This is a genomic window from Lysobacter daejeonensis GH1-9, assembly GCF_000768355.1.
In the GTDB taxonomy this organism is placed as follows: Bacteria; Pseudomonadota; Gammaproteobacteria; order Xanthomonadales; family Xanthomonadaceae; genus Aerolutibacter; species Aerolutibacter daejeonensis.
Genome location: NZ_AVPU01000003.1, coordinates 35160 through 50857, shown reverse-complemented (window position 1 = coordinate 50857; position 15698 = coordinate 35160). Strand labels below are relative to the sequence as shown.

General features: G+C 66.0%; 20 protein-coding genes. 12 read left to right on the top strand and 8 right to left on the bottom strand.

What is annotated here, in order from left to right; genetic code table 11:
- Nucleotides 1–80: 80 nt before the first annotated feature.
- Nucleotides 81–725 carry an outer membrane beta-barrel protein gene (locus tag N800_RS02515; protein WP_036134451.1) on the top strand — a complete coding sequence of 215 codons (645 nt, stop codon included), beginning with the start codon at nucleotides 81–83 and terminating at the stop codon, nucleotides 723–725.
- 60 nt (nucleotides 726–785) lie between these two features.
- On the opposite strand, the gene N800_RS02510 is transcribed toward N800_RS02515, so the two are convergent.
- The 3 genes from N800_RS02510 to N800_RS02500 form a co-directional block, all read right to left on the bottom strand.
- A complete protein-coding gene (locus N800_RS02510; RefSeq protein ID WP_332257246.1) occupies nucleotides 786–1673 on the bottom strand; it encodes an acyltransferase in 888 nt (295 codons plus the stop codon).
- An 86-nt stretch (nucleotides 1674–1759) separates the two neighbouring features.
- A complete protein-coding gene (locus tag N800_RS02505) occupies nucleotides 1760–2014 on the bottom strand; it encodes a hypothetical protein (RefSeq protein WP_156962844.1) in 255 nt (84 codons plus the stop codon).
- 78 nt (nucleotides 2015–2092) lie between these two features.
- Nucleotides 2093–2671 (bottom strand): YceI family protein, encoded by a 579-nt coding sequence (locus tag N800_RS02500; RefSeq protein ID WP_036134444.1) that lies wholly within the window; start codon nucleotides 2669–2671, stop codon nucleotides 2093–2095.
- Between the two features lie 188 nt (nucleotides 2672–2859).
- Here N800_RS02500 and N800_RS02495 point away from each other — a divergent pair, with 188 nt between their 5' ends.
- Nucleotides 2860–3678: a class I SAM-dependent methyltransferase gene (locus tag N800_RS02495; protein WP_036134441.1), complete on the top strand. Its 819-nt coding sequence runs from the start codon at nucleotides 2860–2862 to the stop codon at nucleotides 3676–3678.
- 53 nt (nucleotides 3679–3731) lie between these two features.
- On the opposite strand, the gene N800_RS02490 is transcribed toward N800_RS02495, so the two are convergent.
- Nucleotides 3732–4328 carry a DUF6151 family protein gene (locus N800_RS02490; protein ID WP_084087108.1) on the bottom strand — a complete coding sequence of 199 codons (597 nt, stop codon included), beginning with the start codon at nucleotides 4326–4328 and terminating at the stop codon, nucleotides 3732–3734.
- Nucleotides 4329–4600: 272 nt separating this feature from the next.
- Here N800_RS02490 and N800_RS02485 point away from each other — a divergent pair, with 272 nt between their 5' ends.
- A complete protein-coding gene (locus N800_RS02485) occupies nucleotides 4601–4966 on the top strand; it encodes a DUF1428 domain-containing protein (RefSeq protein WP_036134439.1) in 366 nt (121 codons plus the stop codon).
- A 30-nt stretch (nucleotides 4967–4996) separates the two neighbouring features.
- On the opposite strand, the gene N800_RS02480 is transcribed toward N800_RS02485, so the two are convergent.
- Nucleotides 4997–5362: a DUF6164 family protein gene (locus N800_RS02480; protein WP_036134437.1), complete on the bottom strand. Its 366-nt coding sequence runs from the start codon at nucleotides 5360–5362 to the stop codon at nucleotides 4997–4999.
- Between the two features lie 38 nt (nucleotides 5363–5400).
- Nucleotides 5401–6765, bottom strand: coding sequence for a hypothetical protein (locus N800_RS02475; protein ID WP_036134434.1), 1365 nt, complete (start codon nucleotides 6763–6765; stop codon nucleotides 5401–5403).
- A gap of 35 nt (nucleotides 6766–6800) precedes the next feature.
- Between N800_RS02475 and N800_RS02470 the strand changes: the two genes are divergently transcribed.
- Entirely contained in the window at nucleotides 6801–6956 is a 156-nt protein-coding gene (locus N800_RS02470) for a hypothetical protein (RefSeq protein ID WP_156962843.1), read from the top strand.
- A gap of 76 nt (nucleotides 6957–7032) precedes the next feature.
- Nucleotides 7033–7650: a hypothetical protein gene (locus N800_RS02465; RefSeq protein ID WP_052107831.1), complete on the top strand. Its 618-nt coding sequence runs from the start codon at nucleotides 7033–7035 to the stop codon at nucleotides 7648–7650.
- A gap of 142 nt (nucleotides 7651–7792) precedes the next feature.
- Here the strand turns inward: N800_RS02465 and N800_RS02460 are convergent, their stop codons facing one another.
- Nucleotides 7793–9049, bottom strand: coding sequence for an FAD-dependent oxidoreductase (locus tag N800_RS02460; protein WP_036134431.1), 1257 nt, complete (start codon nucleotides 9047–9049; stop codon nucleotides 7793–7795).
- A 146-nt stretch (nucleotides 9050–9195) separates the two neighbouring features.
- Between N800_RS02460 and yghX the strand changes: the two genes are divergently transcribed.
- Nucleotides 9196–10083: a YghX family hydrolase gene (gene yghX / locus N800_RS02455; protein WP_036134428.1), complete on the top strand. Its 888-nt coding sequence runs from the start codon at nucleotides 9196–9198 to the stop codon at nucleotides 10081–10083.
- A gap of 70 nt (nucleotides 10084–10153) precedes the next feature.
- Here yghX and N800_RS02450 read toward each other — a convergent pair whose 3' ends face one another.
- A complete protein-coding gene (locus N800_RS02450; protein ID WP_036134426.1) occupies nucleotides 10154–10825 on the bottom strand; it encodes a phytanoyl-CoA dioxygenase family protein in 672 nt (223 codons plus the stop codon).
- A gap of 280 nt (nucleotides 10826–11105) precedes the next feature.
- Between N800_RS02450 and N800_RS02445 the strand changes: the two genes are divergently transcribed.
- From N800_RS02445 to N800_RS02420, 6 genes are all read left to right on the top strand, one after another.
- Entirely contained in the window at nucleotides 11106–11747 is a 642-nt protein-coding gene (locus N800_RS02445; RefSeq protein WP_036134424.1) for a dihydrofolate reductase family protein, read from the top strand.
- Entirely contained in the window at nucleotides 11744–12223 is a 480-nt protein-coding gene (locus N800_RS02440) for a VOC family protein (protein ID WP_036134422.1), read from the top strand. The genes N800_RS02445 and N800_RS02440 overlap by 4 nt, the downstream gene beginning before the upstream one ends.
- A 194-nt stretch (nucleotides 12224–12417) precedes the next feature.
- The gene (locus N800_RS02435) at nucleotides 12418–13872 is read left to right on the top strand and encodes a hypothetical protein (protein ID WP_156962841.1); all 1455 of its coding nucleotides are present in this window, start codon (nucleotides 12418–12420) and stop codon (nucleotides 13870–13872) included.
- A gap of 12 nt (nucleotides 13873–13884) precedes the next feature.
- Entirely contained in the window at nucleotides 13885–14283 is a 399-nt protein-coding gene (locus N800_RS02430) for a hypothetical protein (RefSeq protein WP_156962840.1), read from the top strand.
- 32 nt (nucleotides 14284–14315) lie between these two features.
- Nucleotides 14316–15209, top strand: coding sequence for a hypothetical protein (locus N800_RS02425; RefSeq protein ID WP_036134416.1), 894 nt, complete (start codon nucleotides 14316–14318; stop codon nucleotides 15207–15209).
- Between the two features lie 180 nt (nucleotides 15210–15389).
- Complete coding sequence (locus N800_RS02420) at nucleotides 15390–15689, top strand: DUF3303 domain-containing protein (protein ID WP_036134413.1); 300 nt, start codon at nucleotides 15390–15392, stop codon at nucleotides 15687–15689.
- Nucleotides 15690–15698 lie beyond the last annotated feature (9 nt).

The window sequence follows — 15698 nt, the reverse complement described above, 5'->3', positions numbered from 1 at the left end:
TCCAACGGCCCGCTACCCTACTCACCCGCGCTGGCTCCCCCGACGCGCGCACTTTTGTTTCCCATCAACACGGTACCCACATGCGTAAGCTTGGATGCACGGCCCTGTTCGCCGCCTGTTTCGCCATTGTTCCCTCCGCGTTCGCGGGCGACTTTTTCATCAACGGCCAAGTTGGCCGCATGGACCTCGAGGGCGACAACTTCGACGGCGACCAGAGCAGCCTCATGCAGGCCAGCGTCGGCTACCGCTGGGGCATCGGCTACGCCCAGGCGGGCCTGGAAGGCGGCTTGGGCAAGCTGGGCGAGCTGCACGACGACACCCGCTACGACTACACCGGCGGCTACGTCGACAACAGCTACACGCTGAATTCGCGCTACGCCTTCGTCGGCCTCAACGCACGCATCAAGCCGCCGCTGGTGCCGGTGTACGCCATCGGCCGCGCAGGCTACATCGGCTTCAAGCGCGAGCTGGAGGCGACCTCGGTCAACAACGCCATCGACACGACGCCCGTCACCGAGCACCGCGCCTTCGAAGACAACGATGGCGGCACCTACGTGGGTGTCGGCGTGGGCACCACGATCATGCCGCTGCTGGACGTGGGCCTGATGGTCAACCAGTACCGCTACTCGCAGGTGCAGTACAACCCGGTCAACGACGAGTACGAACTGTCGGACGACAAGCGCGATGCCCGCAGCGTGAGCCTGACGGTGGAATACCGCTTCTAAAGTTCGCCCACGACGCACCAGAAAGAGGCCCGCCGAATGCGGGCTTCTTTCGTTGTCGGATCAGGCGCTCTCGTCCTGCAGCAGCCGCACCATGTCTGCGTCCTTCTCCCGCCACAACCCATTCATCCATTGCTGGAACTGAGCGCGGAAGGTCCTGTCGCCCTGGTAGTCGCCACGCAGCATCTCCTCCGGAATCGGACGCTGGCGCATGTGGATGCGCACCTCGGGGATGCGATTGGCCAGCAGGTCCAGCAGCGACGGCGACCCACCGGGGTACGCAATCGTCACGTCCAGGATCCCATGCAGGCCATCGCCCATCGCGTCCAGCACGAAGGCCACGCCCCCGGACTTGGGCTTGAGCAGGTGCTGGTATGGCGAGCCTTGCTTCCCGTGCTTGGCCGTCGTGAACCGCGTGCCTTCCACGAAGTTCATGATCGCCACCGGGATCGCGCGGAACTTCTGGCAGGCGCGGCGGGTGGCCGCGATGTCGCGCCCGGCCAACTCCGGCCGACGCGCGATCTGCTTGGGCGTATAGCGGCCCATGAACGGAAAATCCAGCGCCCACCACGCCAAGCCCAAGAGCGGCACCCAGATCAGTTGTCGCTTCAGGAAAAAGCGCATCAACGGGATGCGCCGGTTGAACACTTTCTGCAACACCAGGATGTCGACCCAACTCTGGTGGTTGGCCAGCACCAGGTAATGGCCATCGGCCTTCAGCGGCGCGTCACCACTGATCGTGACGCGGGTGCCCGTGAAGCGCTCCCACAGCCAGTTGTTCACCCCGATCCAGCTCTCCGCCAGCCCGGTGAGCATCGGGTTGCTGGCCACGCGCAGGCGTCTGGAAGGCAGCGCCGCCTTCACCAGCGCCACCAGCAGCAGGGGCAACACGTGCAGCACGGTGCTGGCGGCAATCAACAGAAAGAGCAATGCAAGGCGTAATGGCAGCATGGCCGCCATGTTACCTGAGGGCGACGCGATTGCTCCGACCATGCCCCCAGTGCGGCCCTGCCCCTGCGCCGCAATGGGAAAACCAGTCAGCTATCCCACTTCAGTGGGTCGATCCGACCAAGCACATCCATCTTCCAATCGTTGCCACGGGTCACCATGTCCCGGAGAGCATAGCCGGCTGCGCCGCTAAAGGTGACGAGGCGGCGATGCAGCAAGTTTCCAGGTTCACCCAGCAGATCGGGGGCGCGCTCCTCGTAGAAAATGCCGACAGCATCCATCGCCCGACCGTCAATCGCCTTCGGAACGAGTCGTACGTTGTAGCGGACGGTGCAATGTGGCATCGAGGACAATTCTGCTCCGAATCGTCGACGACGGGACGGCTGGAACCCTCACCCGGATGGGTGGCGATCCATCCACGTTCAATGCTCCGCCACCGCCTCCACCTGGATCCGCAGCCCCACCTCCATCGAGAACCCCCAGTCCTTGCCGGCCACGATGCCGAAGTCCTCGCGGTTGAGCGTCGCGTAGGCATCGGCACCGCACCAGTCACGCTTCAACACCGGGTGCGGCATGCACTTGAACGACTTGATGTCCAGCGTCACCGGGCGCGTAACGCCGCGCAGGGTCAGGGTGCCGTCCACCCGCGTGGGCCTGCCGTCCACGAAACCCGCAAGCGTGCCGGCATAGGCGGCCTTGGGCTGGCGCGCCGTGTCGAAGTACTCCGGCTTGGCCATCAACGCATTCAGCGCATCCTGCCCAAAGTCGATGCTGCCCAGGTCAATGTCCACCGACAACGTGCCGGCGCCGGCCGCCTTGTCCAGCGTCACCTGCCCCGTGGTGCGATTGAACTTGCCGCGCCACACCGACATGCCCATGTGATCGGCCTCGATGCTGGGGAAAGTGTGGTCCGGATCGATCTTGTAGGTCGTCGGGCCGGCCACGGTGGATGCAGTGGCGAGCACGCCCAACAGGGCGATGGCAAAACGGGCGTGGAACATGGCGAATCTCCTTGGTTGGTGAACGGCCCAATGGCCGGCTGTCTTTCCTAAGACGAACGGAGGGCGCGGACTTCGACACGCCACACTCGCCCAAGGAGTAGCATGCCGGAGCCAGCGCACCCAGTGTCCCGCCGAGCCTGCCAGGCGGGGTTCGCCCTTTCGCCCCCGTTGCGAACAGGAGGCACGTCATGGAACACATCCCATCCGATGCCCAGTTCAGCGGTTCGATTCCCGCGCTGTATGAACGCTACCTCGTCCCCATGCTCTTCCAGCCCTACGCGGACGACCTCGCCGCGCGCGTGGCCAGGCTGTCCGCCCACGCTGTCCTGGAGGTCGCCGCCGGCACCGGCGTGGTCACCCGCCAGTTGGCGATGCGCCTACCCGGGGACACCTCCATCGTTGCCACCGACCTCAATGCCGCCATGCTGGAGCAGGCCGAGCGCACGGGCACGTCGCGCCCGGTGGAATGGCGCCCCGCAGATGCGCAGCAACTCCCGTTCGCCGATGCCTCGTTCGACGCGGTCGTGTGCCAGTTCGGCGTGATGTTCTTTCCCGACAAACCCAAGGCCTTCGCCGAAGCGCGGCGCGTGCTTCGCCCCGGCGGCACATTCCTGTTCAACACCTGGGACCGTATCGAGGAAAACGTCCTGGCACAGACGGTCACCGACGCATTGGCAGAAGTGTTTCCGGACAACCCGCCAGGCTTCCTGGCCCGTACGCCACACGGCTATTTCGACCGTGAAGCCATCGCGCGCGACCTCGTCGCCGGCGGATTCACGCATCCACCGCACATCGACACCCTTTCCAACACCAGCCACGCCGACGTTCCCAGCATTCCGGCCATTGCCTACTGCCAAGCCACGCCGGTGCGCAACGAGATCGAAGCGCGCGATCCTGCACGGCTGGAGCACGCTACCCAAGTGGTCGAGCAGGCATTGTCCAGGCGATTCGGCGACGGGCCCATCGCGGGCAGAATGCAGGCGCTCGTGGTCCAGGTCAGCGCGTAGCCACCCTGCCCGCGTGTGTGCTGCGACCGCGGCGACTTCACCATCCCCTAGCCTCAGCCGGCACGCTCCAGCTCCGTCCGCCGCTCGCGGCTGACCACCTCCGGCACGCGCAATGGCTGTCCAGTGGCATCAAAGAAGGGCGAAGCCCGTTCGCGACGCAGCTTCACGCCCAGCACCCCCATCAGGATGCGCAGGCTGCCGATAGCGAGGGCCATGAGCGTACCCGGCACCGGCGACGTCGCAGATTGCGTGTTGAGCACGACGCGAGCGCGCGGGCCGAAAGCCGCGTCGACCGCCTGCGGCGGCGCGTCAAAACACGCGCTCACCATGCCCACGTAAGGCAACTTCGGCTCTCGCGGGGTGTTGGCCAATGGCGTTCGACAACACTTGGCATACCAGCGCAGCAACCCCTTTGGACTCAGCGACATGCACGCCACGTGCTCACTGCCGGCGGTAAAGCGCACCGCGGCTGGCGCCACCGGCACGATGTCCGTGCCGCCAGCCTCATCCAACACATCGGGTACGCCGAGGAAGCGCGCAAAGGCGCGGCAGTCCTTGCAGTAACACGTCGCGCGCGCGTAGGCGCGGCTGGTTTCCATCTCGCCCCTTACCGAACCGCAACGGCAACGCAACGCCATCTTCATGTCCATGCCCTCCTCGCCAAATTCCGTAGTCGATCCCGATTTCCGGCTCCATCATGCGCTGGCTTGCCTGCCAGCGACAGCGCTCACTGCTCCGCCGTCACGCACCATCTGGCGATGGCCCAGCCGCCCATCGCAACACCCCGCCCCCCCCGGGGCCGCCCGGTGATTTCGTGGTCAATGGCAGAGTGCGCGTGAAGTTCCGAGGGCGCGCCCTTTCACGCGCAGCTACCATCACCGGGCGCAGAGTCTTCGGCACACCCACATGCCCGGAGACCGCCATGTCCTACGTCGATGGATTCATCCTCGCCGTGCCAACCGCCAACAAGGACAAGTTTATTGCGCACGCCCGCATGGGTGACTCGGTGTTCATCGAGTACGGCGCGCTGCGCGTGCTGGAGTGCTGGGGCGACGACGTGCCCCACGGCAAGCTCACCGACTTCTACGGCGCCGTGAAGGCCACGGAAGACGAGACCGTGGTGTTCTCGTGGATCGAGTGGCCCGACAAGGCCACCCGCGACGCCGGCATGAAAAAAATGATGGAGGGCAACGACCCACGCATGGACCCGGAGAAGAACCCCATGCCGTTTGACGGCAAGCGCCTGATCTACGGTGGGTTCGAGCCGGCGCTGGAGCTGACAAGGTAGGTCTTTCGGCCTGGCCGCCGATGCGTAGGCCTACCCGCGCAACAACACGATCGGCAGCGCCACCAACCCCAACATCACAAGAATGCCGAGCACCGTCAGCGCCACGCGCGCGGGCTCGGCGCGCAGCACCGTCCAGAACGTCTCCGCGGTGCCGTCTCGCCGGGCGGCGTCATATTCGGCACGAACGCGCGCCTGCCGCTCCTGCTGGTAGATGGCCATCAGGCGCTTGGCCTCCACGATGGCGGCATCCTCCGTTACCCAGATGCCGCCTGAGGAAATGCCCCACCGGCTGGGCACGGTTTCGTAGAACGCAATCCGGTTGGCGTCGAGCATCGCGCGCACATCGTCGGCCTCGTCGTCGGGCACGTTGCGCAGGTTCAGGAGTAGCTTGGACATCGGCTGAGGATACCAGTGCGGTCGCGTTGCCACCCCCGCTACTTCGTCCCGGCCGCCTGCGGCACACCCTCCCACCCCGCCTGCGCCAGTCCGTCGCGCAGCAGCACGGCGGGTTGCGCGGGCACGTCATTGGCAACGGCGGCGAGAAAGCGTGCGGTACGCTGGTCCGTGCGCTCCGCGGCCGCCGCGATGAAGGTTTCAGTGCTCCAGGGCTCACCGGCGGCGACGCGCTTCTGGAAGTCGCGCCACACGCAGGCCAGCCCGCAGGTGCCATCGCTGGCACGACGTGCTGCAGCGTCCACTGCCATCTGCATGACGAAGCCGCAGGCGTAGAACGTGCCGAAGGAACCCTCCACGTGCGCCTGCGTCAGCGGGTGCGTCGTGATACCGCTGGCACAGGCATCCAGCGAGGACTGCAGCCGCGCCTGCACCGCGTCCCTGTCCACCACGTTCAGTGCCTGCAGTGCCACCGCCGCCAGCGCATCGGCGCCGCCCTCGTGGATCCAACTGTCACCTGTGTTCGCCATCACGGGGTAGCGCTGGTACAGGTGCGCGGCCTCGTGCGCGAAGAACCAATCCAGTCGTGCTGCAAACGCCGGCGTACCGAAGGCTTCGTGGCGACCGTAGAGGTGCATGAACACCTGCCCCGGCAGCGTGCCGCCCTGGAAACCGTAACCGTCGCCGGGGTGCGCCTCGTCGCGCGAGGCGTACAGCATCGGCCGGCGGGTCAGCGCACCGAACTCGCGGCCATAGAACGCCATCAGGCGCGGCAGCAGAGACTGCAACCGCGCGCGAGTGTCAGGCGGAAAGGCCTGGTCGATCACCGCGACCACGTCCGGCGTCGTCACCGGGAAGGCGCGTCCGACATAGAGATTGGTGCCGTCGTTGTCATCCTCGAAGCGCACCGACGGCACGACCTGGCCGTGGACGATGGCGTGCGCCCCCTCGGGCGGCTGCAATGACACCTGGAAAGTTTCGTCGCCCGCGCAACCTTCGGCGCAGGCGTGGAGGCGGCCCGTGTGGATCAGCAGCCCGCCGTCACCGAACGGCGCAAAGGGCGCGTAATCCTTCTCAAGCGTGACGTAGCGCGGCGCCATGCGAAAGGCCGCGTGGTCGAAGGCCGCACCATCAGCCCGGCGCACGACCTCCTCGCCGCCCTCCAGCACGATCACCAGTGACGGGTCCACTGGCGTCCACGACGACACGCGATTGCCTCGTCGATCGACCCGCACAAAGTGCAATGTGTGCGCCGGGCGCGGCAGCGTGTAGCGCACTTCCCATTGCGCATCGTGCGGCACTAGCTCGATAGCAACAGGTGACCGACTCTTCGCGGCATGCAGCGGCGGCACGCAGACGCAGGCCGAGGCAAGGATGACGCCGACAAACAGGGATTTCAGGTTCATTGGAGCCATCCCTGGATGCGGGGCAGGTGGCGACCATGATTGCCACACCGGCGCCACCTCGCGGAGTGCCGGAAGTGGGGGTTACCGAAAGCCCCGCGCCGGGCGGACGGGAAGTCACGCACGCCGAGTATGCGTCGCAGGTGCCACCCGACGGCAAGTTGCGCTACGACGGCCCGATGGGCGCTGACTAATGTCCTGATCCCCACACTCCTCTTTTCGCGCGTTGTCATTCCCCCGCTCGGGTGACGTTAAGAAAGTCCGCGTTCGATGTTCCCGTGCGCACCTACCTCTCGCGACTGTCTGCCGCAGCCGGGCATCACCAATCCCTCGCAATACCTGGACGTGCTGTCGTATCGCCAGCGCCCAACGCACCGACTGGCCTACCGCAACATGAAGACCTACGACGCGCTCGTCACCGGCCAGTCGGTGGAAGCGGCGTCGGGCGTCGCCGGCATGCGCTGGTACGAGATCCGCCGCAGCGGTGGCGCTTACTCCGTATACCAGCAGGGCACGTATGCGCCGAATGATGGCATCCACCGCTGGATGGGCAGTGTGGCCATGGACAAGCAAGGAAACGTCGCGATGGGCTACAGCGTGGTCAACGGCACCAGCGTCTTCCCAGGCATCCGCTACACAGGCCGCCTGGCCGGCGATGCGCTGGGGCAGATGACGCAGGGCGAAGGCACGATCATCGACGGCAGCGGCGTGCAGACCTCCACCAACTCGCGCTGGGGGGACTACACCTCACTGAACCTTGACCCGGTGGACGACTGCACCTTCTGGTACGTCAACGAGTACTACACCGCTGCGGGACAGGCTTCGAGTCCCGCAGGTTGGCAGACACGTATTGCCAGCTTCCGGCTGCCTGGGTGTAGCGCACCGTAGGCATCGCGTGGACTGCCTGCCACGCCCTCCCCGACCCAAAGCGTGGGGACTCAGCCCCCACGCTTTGACCGCGACAACAACAAACACAGGGTCGCGCGCCCCACCGGTGGCACGCTGGATGCCTACGCGTCTGGTCGCTGCCTTACGCCACGCCTTCTGCTGCCTTGCGCGCGGGACACGTCAGCGTGGGCTCAAGCTCGGATAACGCCTGCAGAAAGCCATCCGGCAAACCGAACGTCCCCAGCCACCCCCGCCGGGTTCCACTCAGCACCCGCAGCATCTGCCCACGCCCGCCCGGCACGCGCGATAGCGGGTGGAACAGCGCATCGCGAAGACCCGCTGCCACGTCGCGCTCGGACTGGAACAGCGGTGTCAGCCATCGGCTCCAGAAGTGGTAGACGCCAAGATGGGCGCGACGCTCGCGCTCATAGGCCGCCAGGGCCATGGGGAGCGCCGCGTGCTGGCGCAACGCGTCACGCAGCGCACGGGCATCCAGCAGCGCCATGTTGACGCCCTGCCCCAGCTGCGGGCTCATCGCGTGGGCGGCATCGCCCAGCAGCACGGTGCGGCCGCGGAACCAGTGCCGGTGCACGGCGTCACGGTAACGCGCCGCAAGCAGCCCCCCGGGGACATCCACCGTGTGTAATCGCCGGCCGGCTTCGGGCCAGAGCGCCTCCAACTGATCGCGCCATTGCAGCCCCGTGGCGCCGCCGTCGAGCGTCGCCACCGGCAGGCTCCAGAAGAAGCTCAACCTCGGCACCGGATCATCCGGCCGCGTGCCCACGGGCAGCATACCCACCATGCGGCGGGCGCCGACATAGCGCTGTTGCAGCTCGTCGATCCAGGGCCAATCGCCCTGCTCCACCAGGCACCATTGCGCACCCCACGGATACGGCCTGTCCACGCGCGCCGGCACCACCTGGCCGCGCAGGCGCGAAGCCGCGCCATCGGCGACGATGACCAGGTCGTAGCCCGCATGGCGTCGTCCCTCCGCATCGGTCAGCGCGCCGGACTCGGCGTCCACCTCGGTGATGGCGTGGTCGGCATGCAATTGCCGCCCCGCATGCCACTCGGCATCCAGCACGCCGAACAGCGCACCGCGTTGCAGGCCGACGCCGAAGAAGCGCGCGTCCAGTTCACGGTAGCGCATATCCATGACTGGACGGCCACTGGAGGTCTCGCCATACAAGCGGCGAATGGGCGCACCATGCGCTAGCACCTGGTCGAGCAGTCCCATCTCCCACAGCACCGACAGGCCGACGGGCTGCAGCAGGAAGCCCGCGCCCACCGGACCAGGCCGTGGCGCACGCTCGAATACCTCAACCTCGTGACCGTCTGCCGACAACAGCAGCGCCGACGCCTGCCCACCCGTTCCATAACCCACGATGGCGATCCGCATGCGCCTGCCCCTGCCGGGCTCCGATCCTTAGCGTTCCAGCCGGGATCATAAGTGGTTCGCTGGCTGCAGCGCCGCATGCCGCCGGACCGCTTCCAGTCCAGTAAGGTAAAGGCGCCGTCCACCCCGCCATGCGAGGACCCGCCACCATGAACCGCCTGACCGCCAAGGACTTCTCCCCTGAGCTGCTGGAGCTGTATGACGGCTACGTGCACGGCCGCATAAGCCGGCGCCAGTTCCTGGAGCGCGCCGGGCACCTCGCCCTGGGCGGCATGACCGCCGTGGGCGTGCTGGCCGCGCTCAGCCCCAACTACGCGCTGGCCGAACAGGTGAAGTTCACCGACCCGGACATCGTGGCCGAGTACCTGCACTACCCGTCGCCCAAGGGGCACGGCGACGTGCGCGGCTACCTGGTGCGCCCGGCCAAGGCCGAGGGCAAGGTGCCAGCCGTCGTGGTGGTGCACGAGAACCGCGGCCTCAATCCTTACATCGAAGACGTGGCGCGGCGCTTGGCCAAGGCCGGCTACCTCGCGCTGGCGCCGGACGGGCTGAGCTCGGTCGGCGGCTACCCGGGCAACGACGACAAGGGCCGCGAGCTGCAGCGGCAGGTCAACCCGGAAAAACTGATGAACGACTTCTTCGCCGCCATCGAGTTCCTGCTCAAGCACGAGCGCAGCACCGGCAAGGTGGGCATCACCGGCTTCTGCTACGGCGGCGGCGTATGCAACGCGGCATCGGTGGCGTACCCGGAACTGGCGGCCGCGGTGCCGTTCTACGGCCGCCAGGCCAAGCCGGAAGACGTCGGCCGCATCCGCGCGCCTCTACTGTTCCAGTTCGCCGAGAAGGACGACAACGTCAACGCCACCTGGCCCGCATACGAGGCTGCGCTGAAGGCCGCGGGCAAGACCTACGAGGCGCACATCTACCCGGGCACCGGCCACGGCTTCCACAACGACTCCACCCCGCGTTACGACGAGGCTGCGGCCAACCTGGCGTGGGAGCGGACGCTGGCGTGGTTTGGGCGGCATCTGGCCTGAGGCCGCCGCCGCAAACAGTCCCGCGGCCGAAGCCAGGATTTCCGTCACGCCTCGGCTGCTGCAATCGATCTTACGGATCGAAGCGCTCGCTCGTGTCCATCCTTACGCTGCGCAGATGTGCCGTGGCAAGGTGCGAGGCATGGCACGGCTCGGCGAAGTAGCCGATCAGGATGGAGCGGCGACGCGCGTCGCTGGGGTTCAGGGTGCCGGCATGCACCAGATCGGCATCGAACACCAGGATGTCACCCGCCGAACCCACCAATTGCACGGCTTGGGACTCGGCGGCGGGATGGATTGCCGACTCTCGTTGCACGGGACGATGACTGCCGGGGATGAGTCGCGTCGCACCGTTGTCGGGCCCGAAGTCGTCGAAAAAGGCCAGCGCGTTCACCGTGTCGCCGGGCCGCTGGTCTGACAGATCGCGGTGTAGTCCCTGGTGCCCGCCGCCGCACAACGGTTCACGCCCCTCTACCTGCGCGACGAAGAATCGTTCACCAATCAGCGCACCGGCCGCCGCCAGCAGCACCGGCAAGCGGCACACGGCCTGGACGTACGGATCCAGATCCAGCGACGCATGGCGCCAGCCCGGCCCGCGCGGCACCGCCCATTGGTCGTTGGCTTTGACGCCCGCGTCGAATGCGTCACGCAGAGGGACCAGCCACTCGGCAGGGATTGCACCACGCAGCACGACGTAACCGTCCCGGCGGAGTTGGTCTCGGTCGAACCGTTCGCTCCCATCCATGCTGTTCCCCTGTCTTTGCGGCTGTCGCAACAGGCTCCCCCCTGCTGCGCAGGACGCGACCCTACCACGGCGCAAAGGCGGGGAGCACGCCACTGATTGCTGCAGCGCCACATTCCCAGCGCCGACTGTTTGATGCCCCGCCGCTTCACGTTCGCCAAATCCCCGCAGGTGCACCGTCTCGCTGGCTTGCAGTGGCGAGCCATCACATGCCAACGCCGACTTGTCGATCCAGGGCCCGGTCATCCGTCGTAGGCATAGATGCACCATAAACGGAGGCTCCATGCGAAAGCTCACTATCGCCGCCATGATCAGCCTCGATGGCGTCATGCAGGCGCCAGGCGGCCCTGACGAAGACACCAGCGGCGGCTTTGCCTACGGCGGCTGGGTCTGGCCCTATGACGACGGCACGGACGCGATGGGCGGCGCCTTCACGCGCCCGTTCGAGCTGGTGCTCGGTCGGCGCACCTACGACATCTTCGCCGCGTACTGGCCTCACGTTGTGGAAGACGCCCCGCACCGCTACATCGCCGACCTGTTCAACGGCGCCACCAAGCACGTTGCCACCCACCACCCGGAGACGCTTGAGTGGCAGAACAGCCATGCGTTGGGGCCCGGCGTCACCGCCACGGTACGCGCGCTCAAGCGCGGCGACGGCCCTGACCTGCTGACCCAAGGCAGCAGCGAGCTGCTGCACCAACTGCTTGCCACCGACCTGGTGGACGAGCTGCGGCTGCTGGTCTACCCGGTGCTGCTCGGCCGCGGCAAACACCTGTTCGACGATCACGCACAAGCAGCGGCGTTCCGGCTGGAAGAGTCGCTGACCACGTCCACCGGCGTGCTGGTATCCCGCTACGTACGCGTGGGTGAGGTGCGGACCAGCGCCCCGCCCGCCAACACCACCCCCACAGGAGAACCTGCATGACCAGCAAGACAACCCTCTGCCTCTGGTACGACGGCACCGCCCTGGAAGCGGCCGAGTTCTACGCACGCACCTTCCCCGACAGCGCCGTGGGTGCCGTGCACCGCGCCCCGGGGGACTACCCGGCGGGCAAGGAGGGCGATGCGTTGATGGTGGAGTTCACCGTCATGGGCCTGCCCTGCATCGGCCTCAATGGCGGCCCGGGCATCCAGCACAACGAGGCCTTCTCGTTTCAGGTCGTGACCGAGGACCAGGCCGAAACCGACCGCTTGTGGAACGCAATCGTCAGCAACGGCGGCCAGGAAAGCGAGTGCAGCTGGTGCAAGGACAAGTGGGGCGTGTCATGGCAGATCGCGCCACGCGTACTGATGGAAGCGGTCACCGGCTCCGATCGCGCCGCCGCCAAGCGGGTCTTCAACGCGATGATGCAGATGCGGAAGATTGATGTTGCGGCGATTGAAGCGGCGCGGAACGGTTGAGGCGGGTCAAGCTCGGAGCAGTCCCAGGCTGTCGCCGGGGCGAGCATCGCCAGACGTCGCGTGGGAGACCCTTTTCCCACCTTGGACATGTGGACTATCGGACTGGCCCGTTTTCCTACGTCGCCGCGTTCCCATCTACGACGCCGGAAAGAACGCACCGTGCAGCTGCGTGGTGACCGGTCAGGGAGCGACCCATGCACGTTCGCGCCGTATTGCTTCCCCTGCTGTCCGTCCTGCTCGCGGTCGCCCAAGCGGGCTGCGCCTCGCTCGGGGTCGTGACCGGCCAGGACCCAGCCACCCTGGCGGCAATGCAGTCCGAGACAGCGGCCACCACGAGCATCGCCTCGAGCCGGCATCGCGTCGTGGTCGCCTTCAACGACATGACCGGTAACGAGGACACGATTGTCCTGGGCCCGAACTCACGCGTCATCCGCCGCGGCGCGAGCCTGGCAGGCTGGTCGTATTCGGAAGATCTGGGCCGGACCTGGACTTACGGCGGCAAGCTTGCGCCTCCGGCCGGCTGGTCCATCCTGTGGAGCGACCCGGCGATCACGACTTCGCGTATCGACCCTTCCGTGGTCTTCGTGTCCTACCTCGCCGCACCCGACGCCAAGTTCCCGGCGAGCGGCCTCAACGACACGCCCGCCAGTGCGATGGGCGGTGCCTGCATCGCCCGATCGCTGGATGGCGGCGTCACCTTCACCCATTACCAGTGCGTCACCACGAACCACAACTTCTACGATGGGGCCAGCATGGCGGCTTCGCCATGCGGCGAGATCTACGCAGCCTACTTCGACCTCACCACGACCCGGATCCGTGTGTGGCGCGCGAGCAGTCACAACGCGCCCTTCGAGGAGATCGCCGATCCCTTCCCGCGCCTGACCGTCGGCAGCCATCCCCGCTTGCGCACGTCGGCGGACAGTTGGCTCTATGTCGCTACCGAAGTAAGAGCGACGTCCGGGCAGTCATTCGTCTACATGAACCGATATCGTGACGGCCAGTGGCGCACGCCAACCCAGGTCAGCGAAGCCGTCGCCGGCGGAATCGCCACGATCGACCTCGGCACCAGGGTCCTGGGAAGTCCCCTGACGATCCGCGGCGCCCCGCAGTTTTCCTTCGACATAGGTGCTGCGTCCGAGGGTGGCAACGATGCTGTGCGCATCCTGTACACGCGCAGAAACGGCGCCCGACTTTACATCGAGGGCGCCGCCTGTGCAGCCGATCTTGGCCAATGCCATCCCGTGCCGCAGTGGCGGTCTTCACCCGGTGGCGCTGGTGACACCGTCGATGCCTTCAACCCCAACGTAACGACCTGGGCCGGCACGATGTCGCGCCCCCCGGTCTGGACAAGCTCCTTCTACGTCCGCAACGGCCCCAAGGTCACCGGCGTCGGCTTGGCGAGCATGACGTTGGGGTACTTCAACGGCACGCCATTGGGGATTCCGGTAACCGTGCTGGGTGACATCAGGGTTTGCTCCGACATCCGCGGCTACTGGGGCGACTACGATGACATGCTGCATGTCGGATTCGACAAGGCCACCCCGGTTTTCATCCGCTTCACCAGCTCGGACCACGGCAAGGGTTGCACCTACCGCTGGCAGCACGCGGCGCAACATCAACACGTGCAGTCCGTGCGCCAACCAAGGTAAGGGAGAGGGCCGATGCGCACTCCACGTGGCGTCTCGAAGTGGTGGCTTTCACCGAGTCTGGTGTTGCTGGCCACGGCCTGTTCCATGGGGACGCTTGGCACGCAGCCGCAGGTCGACTCCGTCTCGATCGGTCGCGCTCCCCCGGTCGAAGCATTCCGTACCACCGGCCAGCCCGCGCCGTTGCTACCGCGGGTCCCCAGCCGCGGCGATTGCGCCCCCCGCTATCGCAATGGCGAGCAGGGAACTTGTGTCAACGACAAGCCCTGCCGCGGCTTCGGCGTGCTCGACGGAAAACAAGTGATCTGTGCGTGCTTCGTCAGGCGCGAAGGGTGCGACGAGCACGAACGCTGCGAGGTGCGCCAGTCGCGGTGCGTGAAGGAATCAGAGCCGACGTTCAACCTGCATCTGTAGCGATGCGCTCGGCGAGCAAACGGAGAACGGCCATGGCACAAACCTTCCAAACCGCCGTCCGCGCCAGCGCCCGTGGACTCCTGTTGGCCGTCCTTTCCGCTTCGCCGATGCACGCGTCGGCCGCCGACGCCTCAGGCTTTTCCACCGCCGGCACGTTCCAGCCGTACCCCGTCGCCGGAGTGCCGTTACTGGAATCCTTCTACATGCGCTACACGAACGGCGACAACCACATCGAAGCGATTGCGGTGGAACCAGCTTCTCCGATCCGGGACCCGAGTCCCGAATCCTCGGCCGTGCCACCGGGGCAGATCTTCATTACGCTGCAGGACAGGGGCCGTGACGATCAGATCTTCTACAAGGTCGAACACGCGGACGTGCCCGCGAACGGCGTCCAACGGCGCAAGACGTTCGACTTCTGCCGGAAAACCTGCAGCTGGCAACTGGACCGGCCATCGCCCGACCACGTCTTCGTCATCGTGGGTTTCAGCTTCTTCTTCCCCGCGGACGACCACCACCTGCGGCGTATCGGCCTGTGGGAGCAGGACGGCGTCCTCCACGCCCACTTCAAGGACGAGGACGACAGCGATTCAGACGACGTGTACAAGTTCGAGCTCGAATACGCATATCTGCCGCCCTCGATGGTCGCGCGACTGGGCCACTCCTCAGGAAACGATGTGATCGGTGGAGGGGAACGCAAACCCATCGATGCCTGCGGCCCAGCGAGCCGCATCGTGATCCGCGGTTTCGACTTCGAGTTCCGTCCGGTGAGCTGTTACCTGTTTTCGACTTGCCAGGATCAACATATCCGTGAGATAGGCGTACTGACGCCGGGCAATTACCTTGAGGTGTATTTCGGCGACAAGAGCCCGTATAGCGATGGCGACAAGTTCAACTGGGGCGTGGATTGGGCGGTTTTGTCGCCGTAGTGATGATCCTTGACCGTGAGCGAATGAAAGGCACCTGTGTGGGGGGTACTAGACCGGCCGCTTTTCCCACCGGTGGGCGTTGGCTATGAACGTTGATCCGGTAGCACGCTGCTTCCAGGGTCCGCCCAGGGTAAGGGGAGCGGAGGGGGATGATCGTTCATTCCCACGAAGGAGGCAGTCATGTTGTTCGCAGTCAGCTACCGGGTGCGCCCCAATGCCACTGAGGAGTCGCAGAAACGTGCGCTCGCTCTGTTCGCCAACTGGAAACCGCCCACCGAATATGTGTTCAAGGCCCATTACTCGTATGCCGATGGAACAGGAGGCCTGGCGCTGGTTGAAACGGACTCGGCGGTCGCCGCGTTGCAGGTGCATGGCGCATGGACGCCGTTCTTTGAGTTCAAGGCCGTGCCTGTTGTTGAGATTGAGAAAGCCGTTCAGATCGGCTTTGGCAACGTCCAGTGGCGTGAGTCCGTGAAGTAGGCCAGAAAC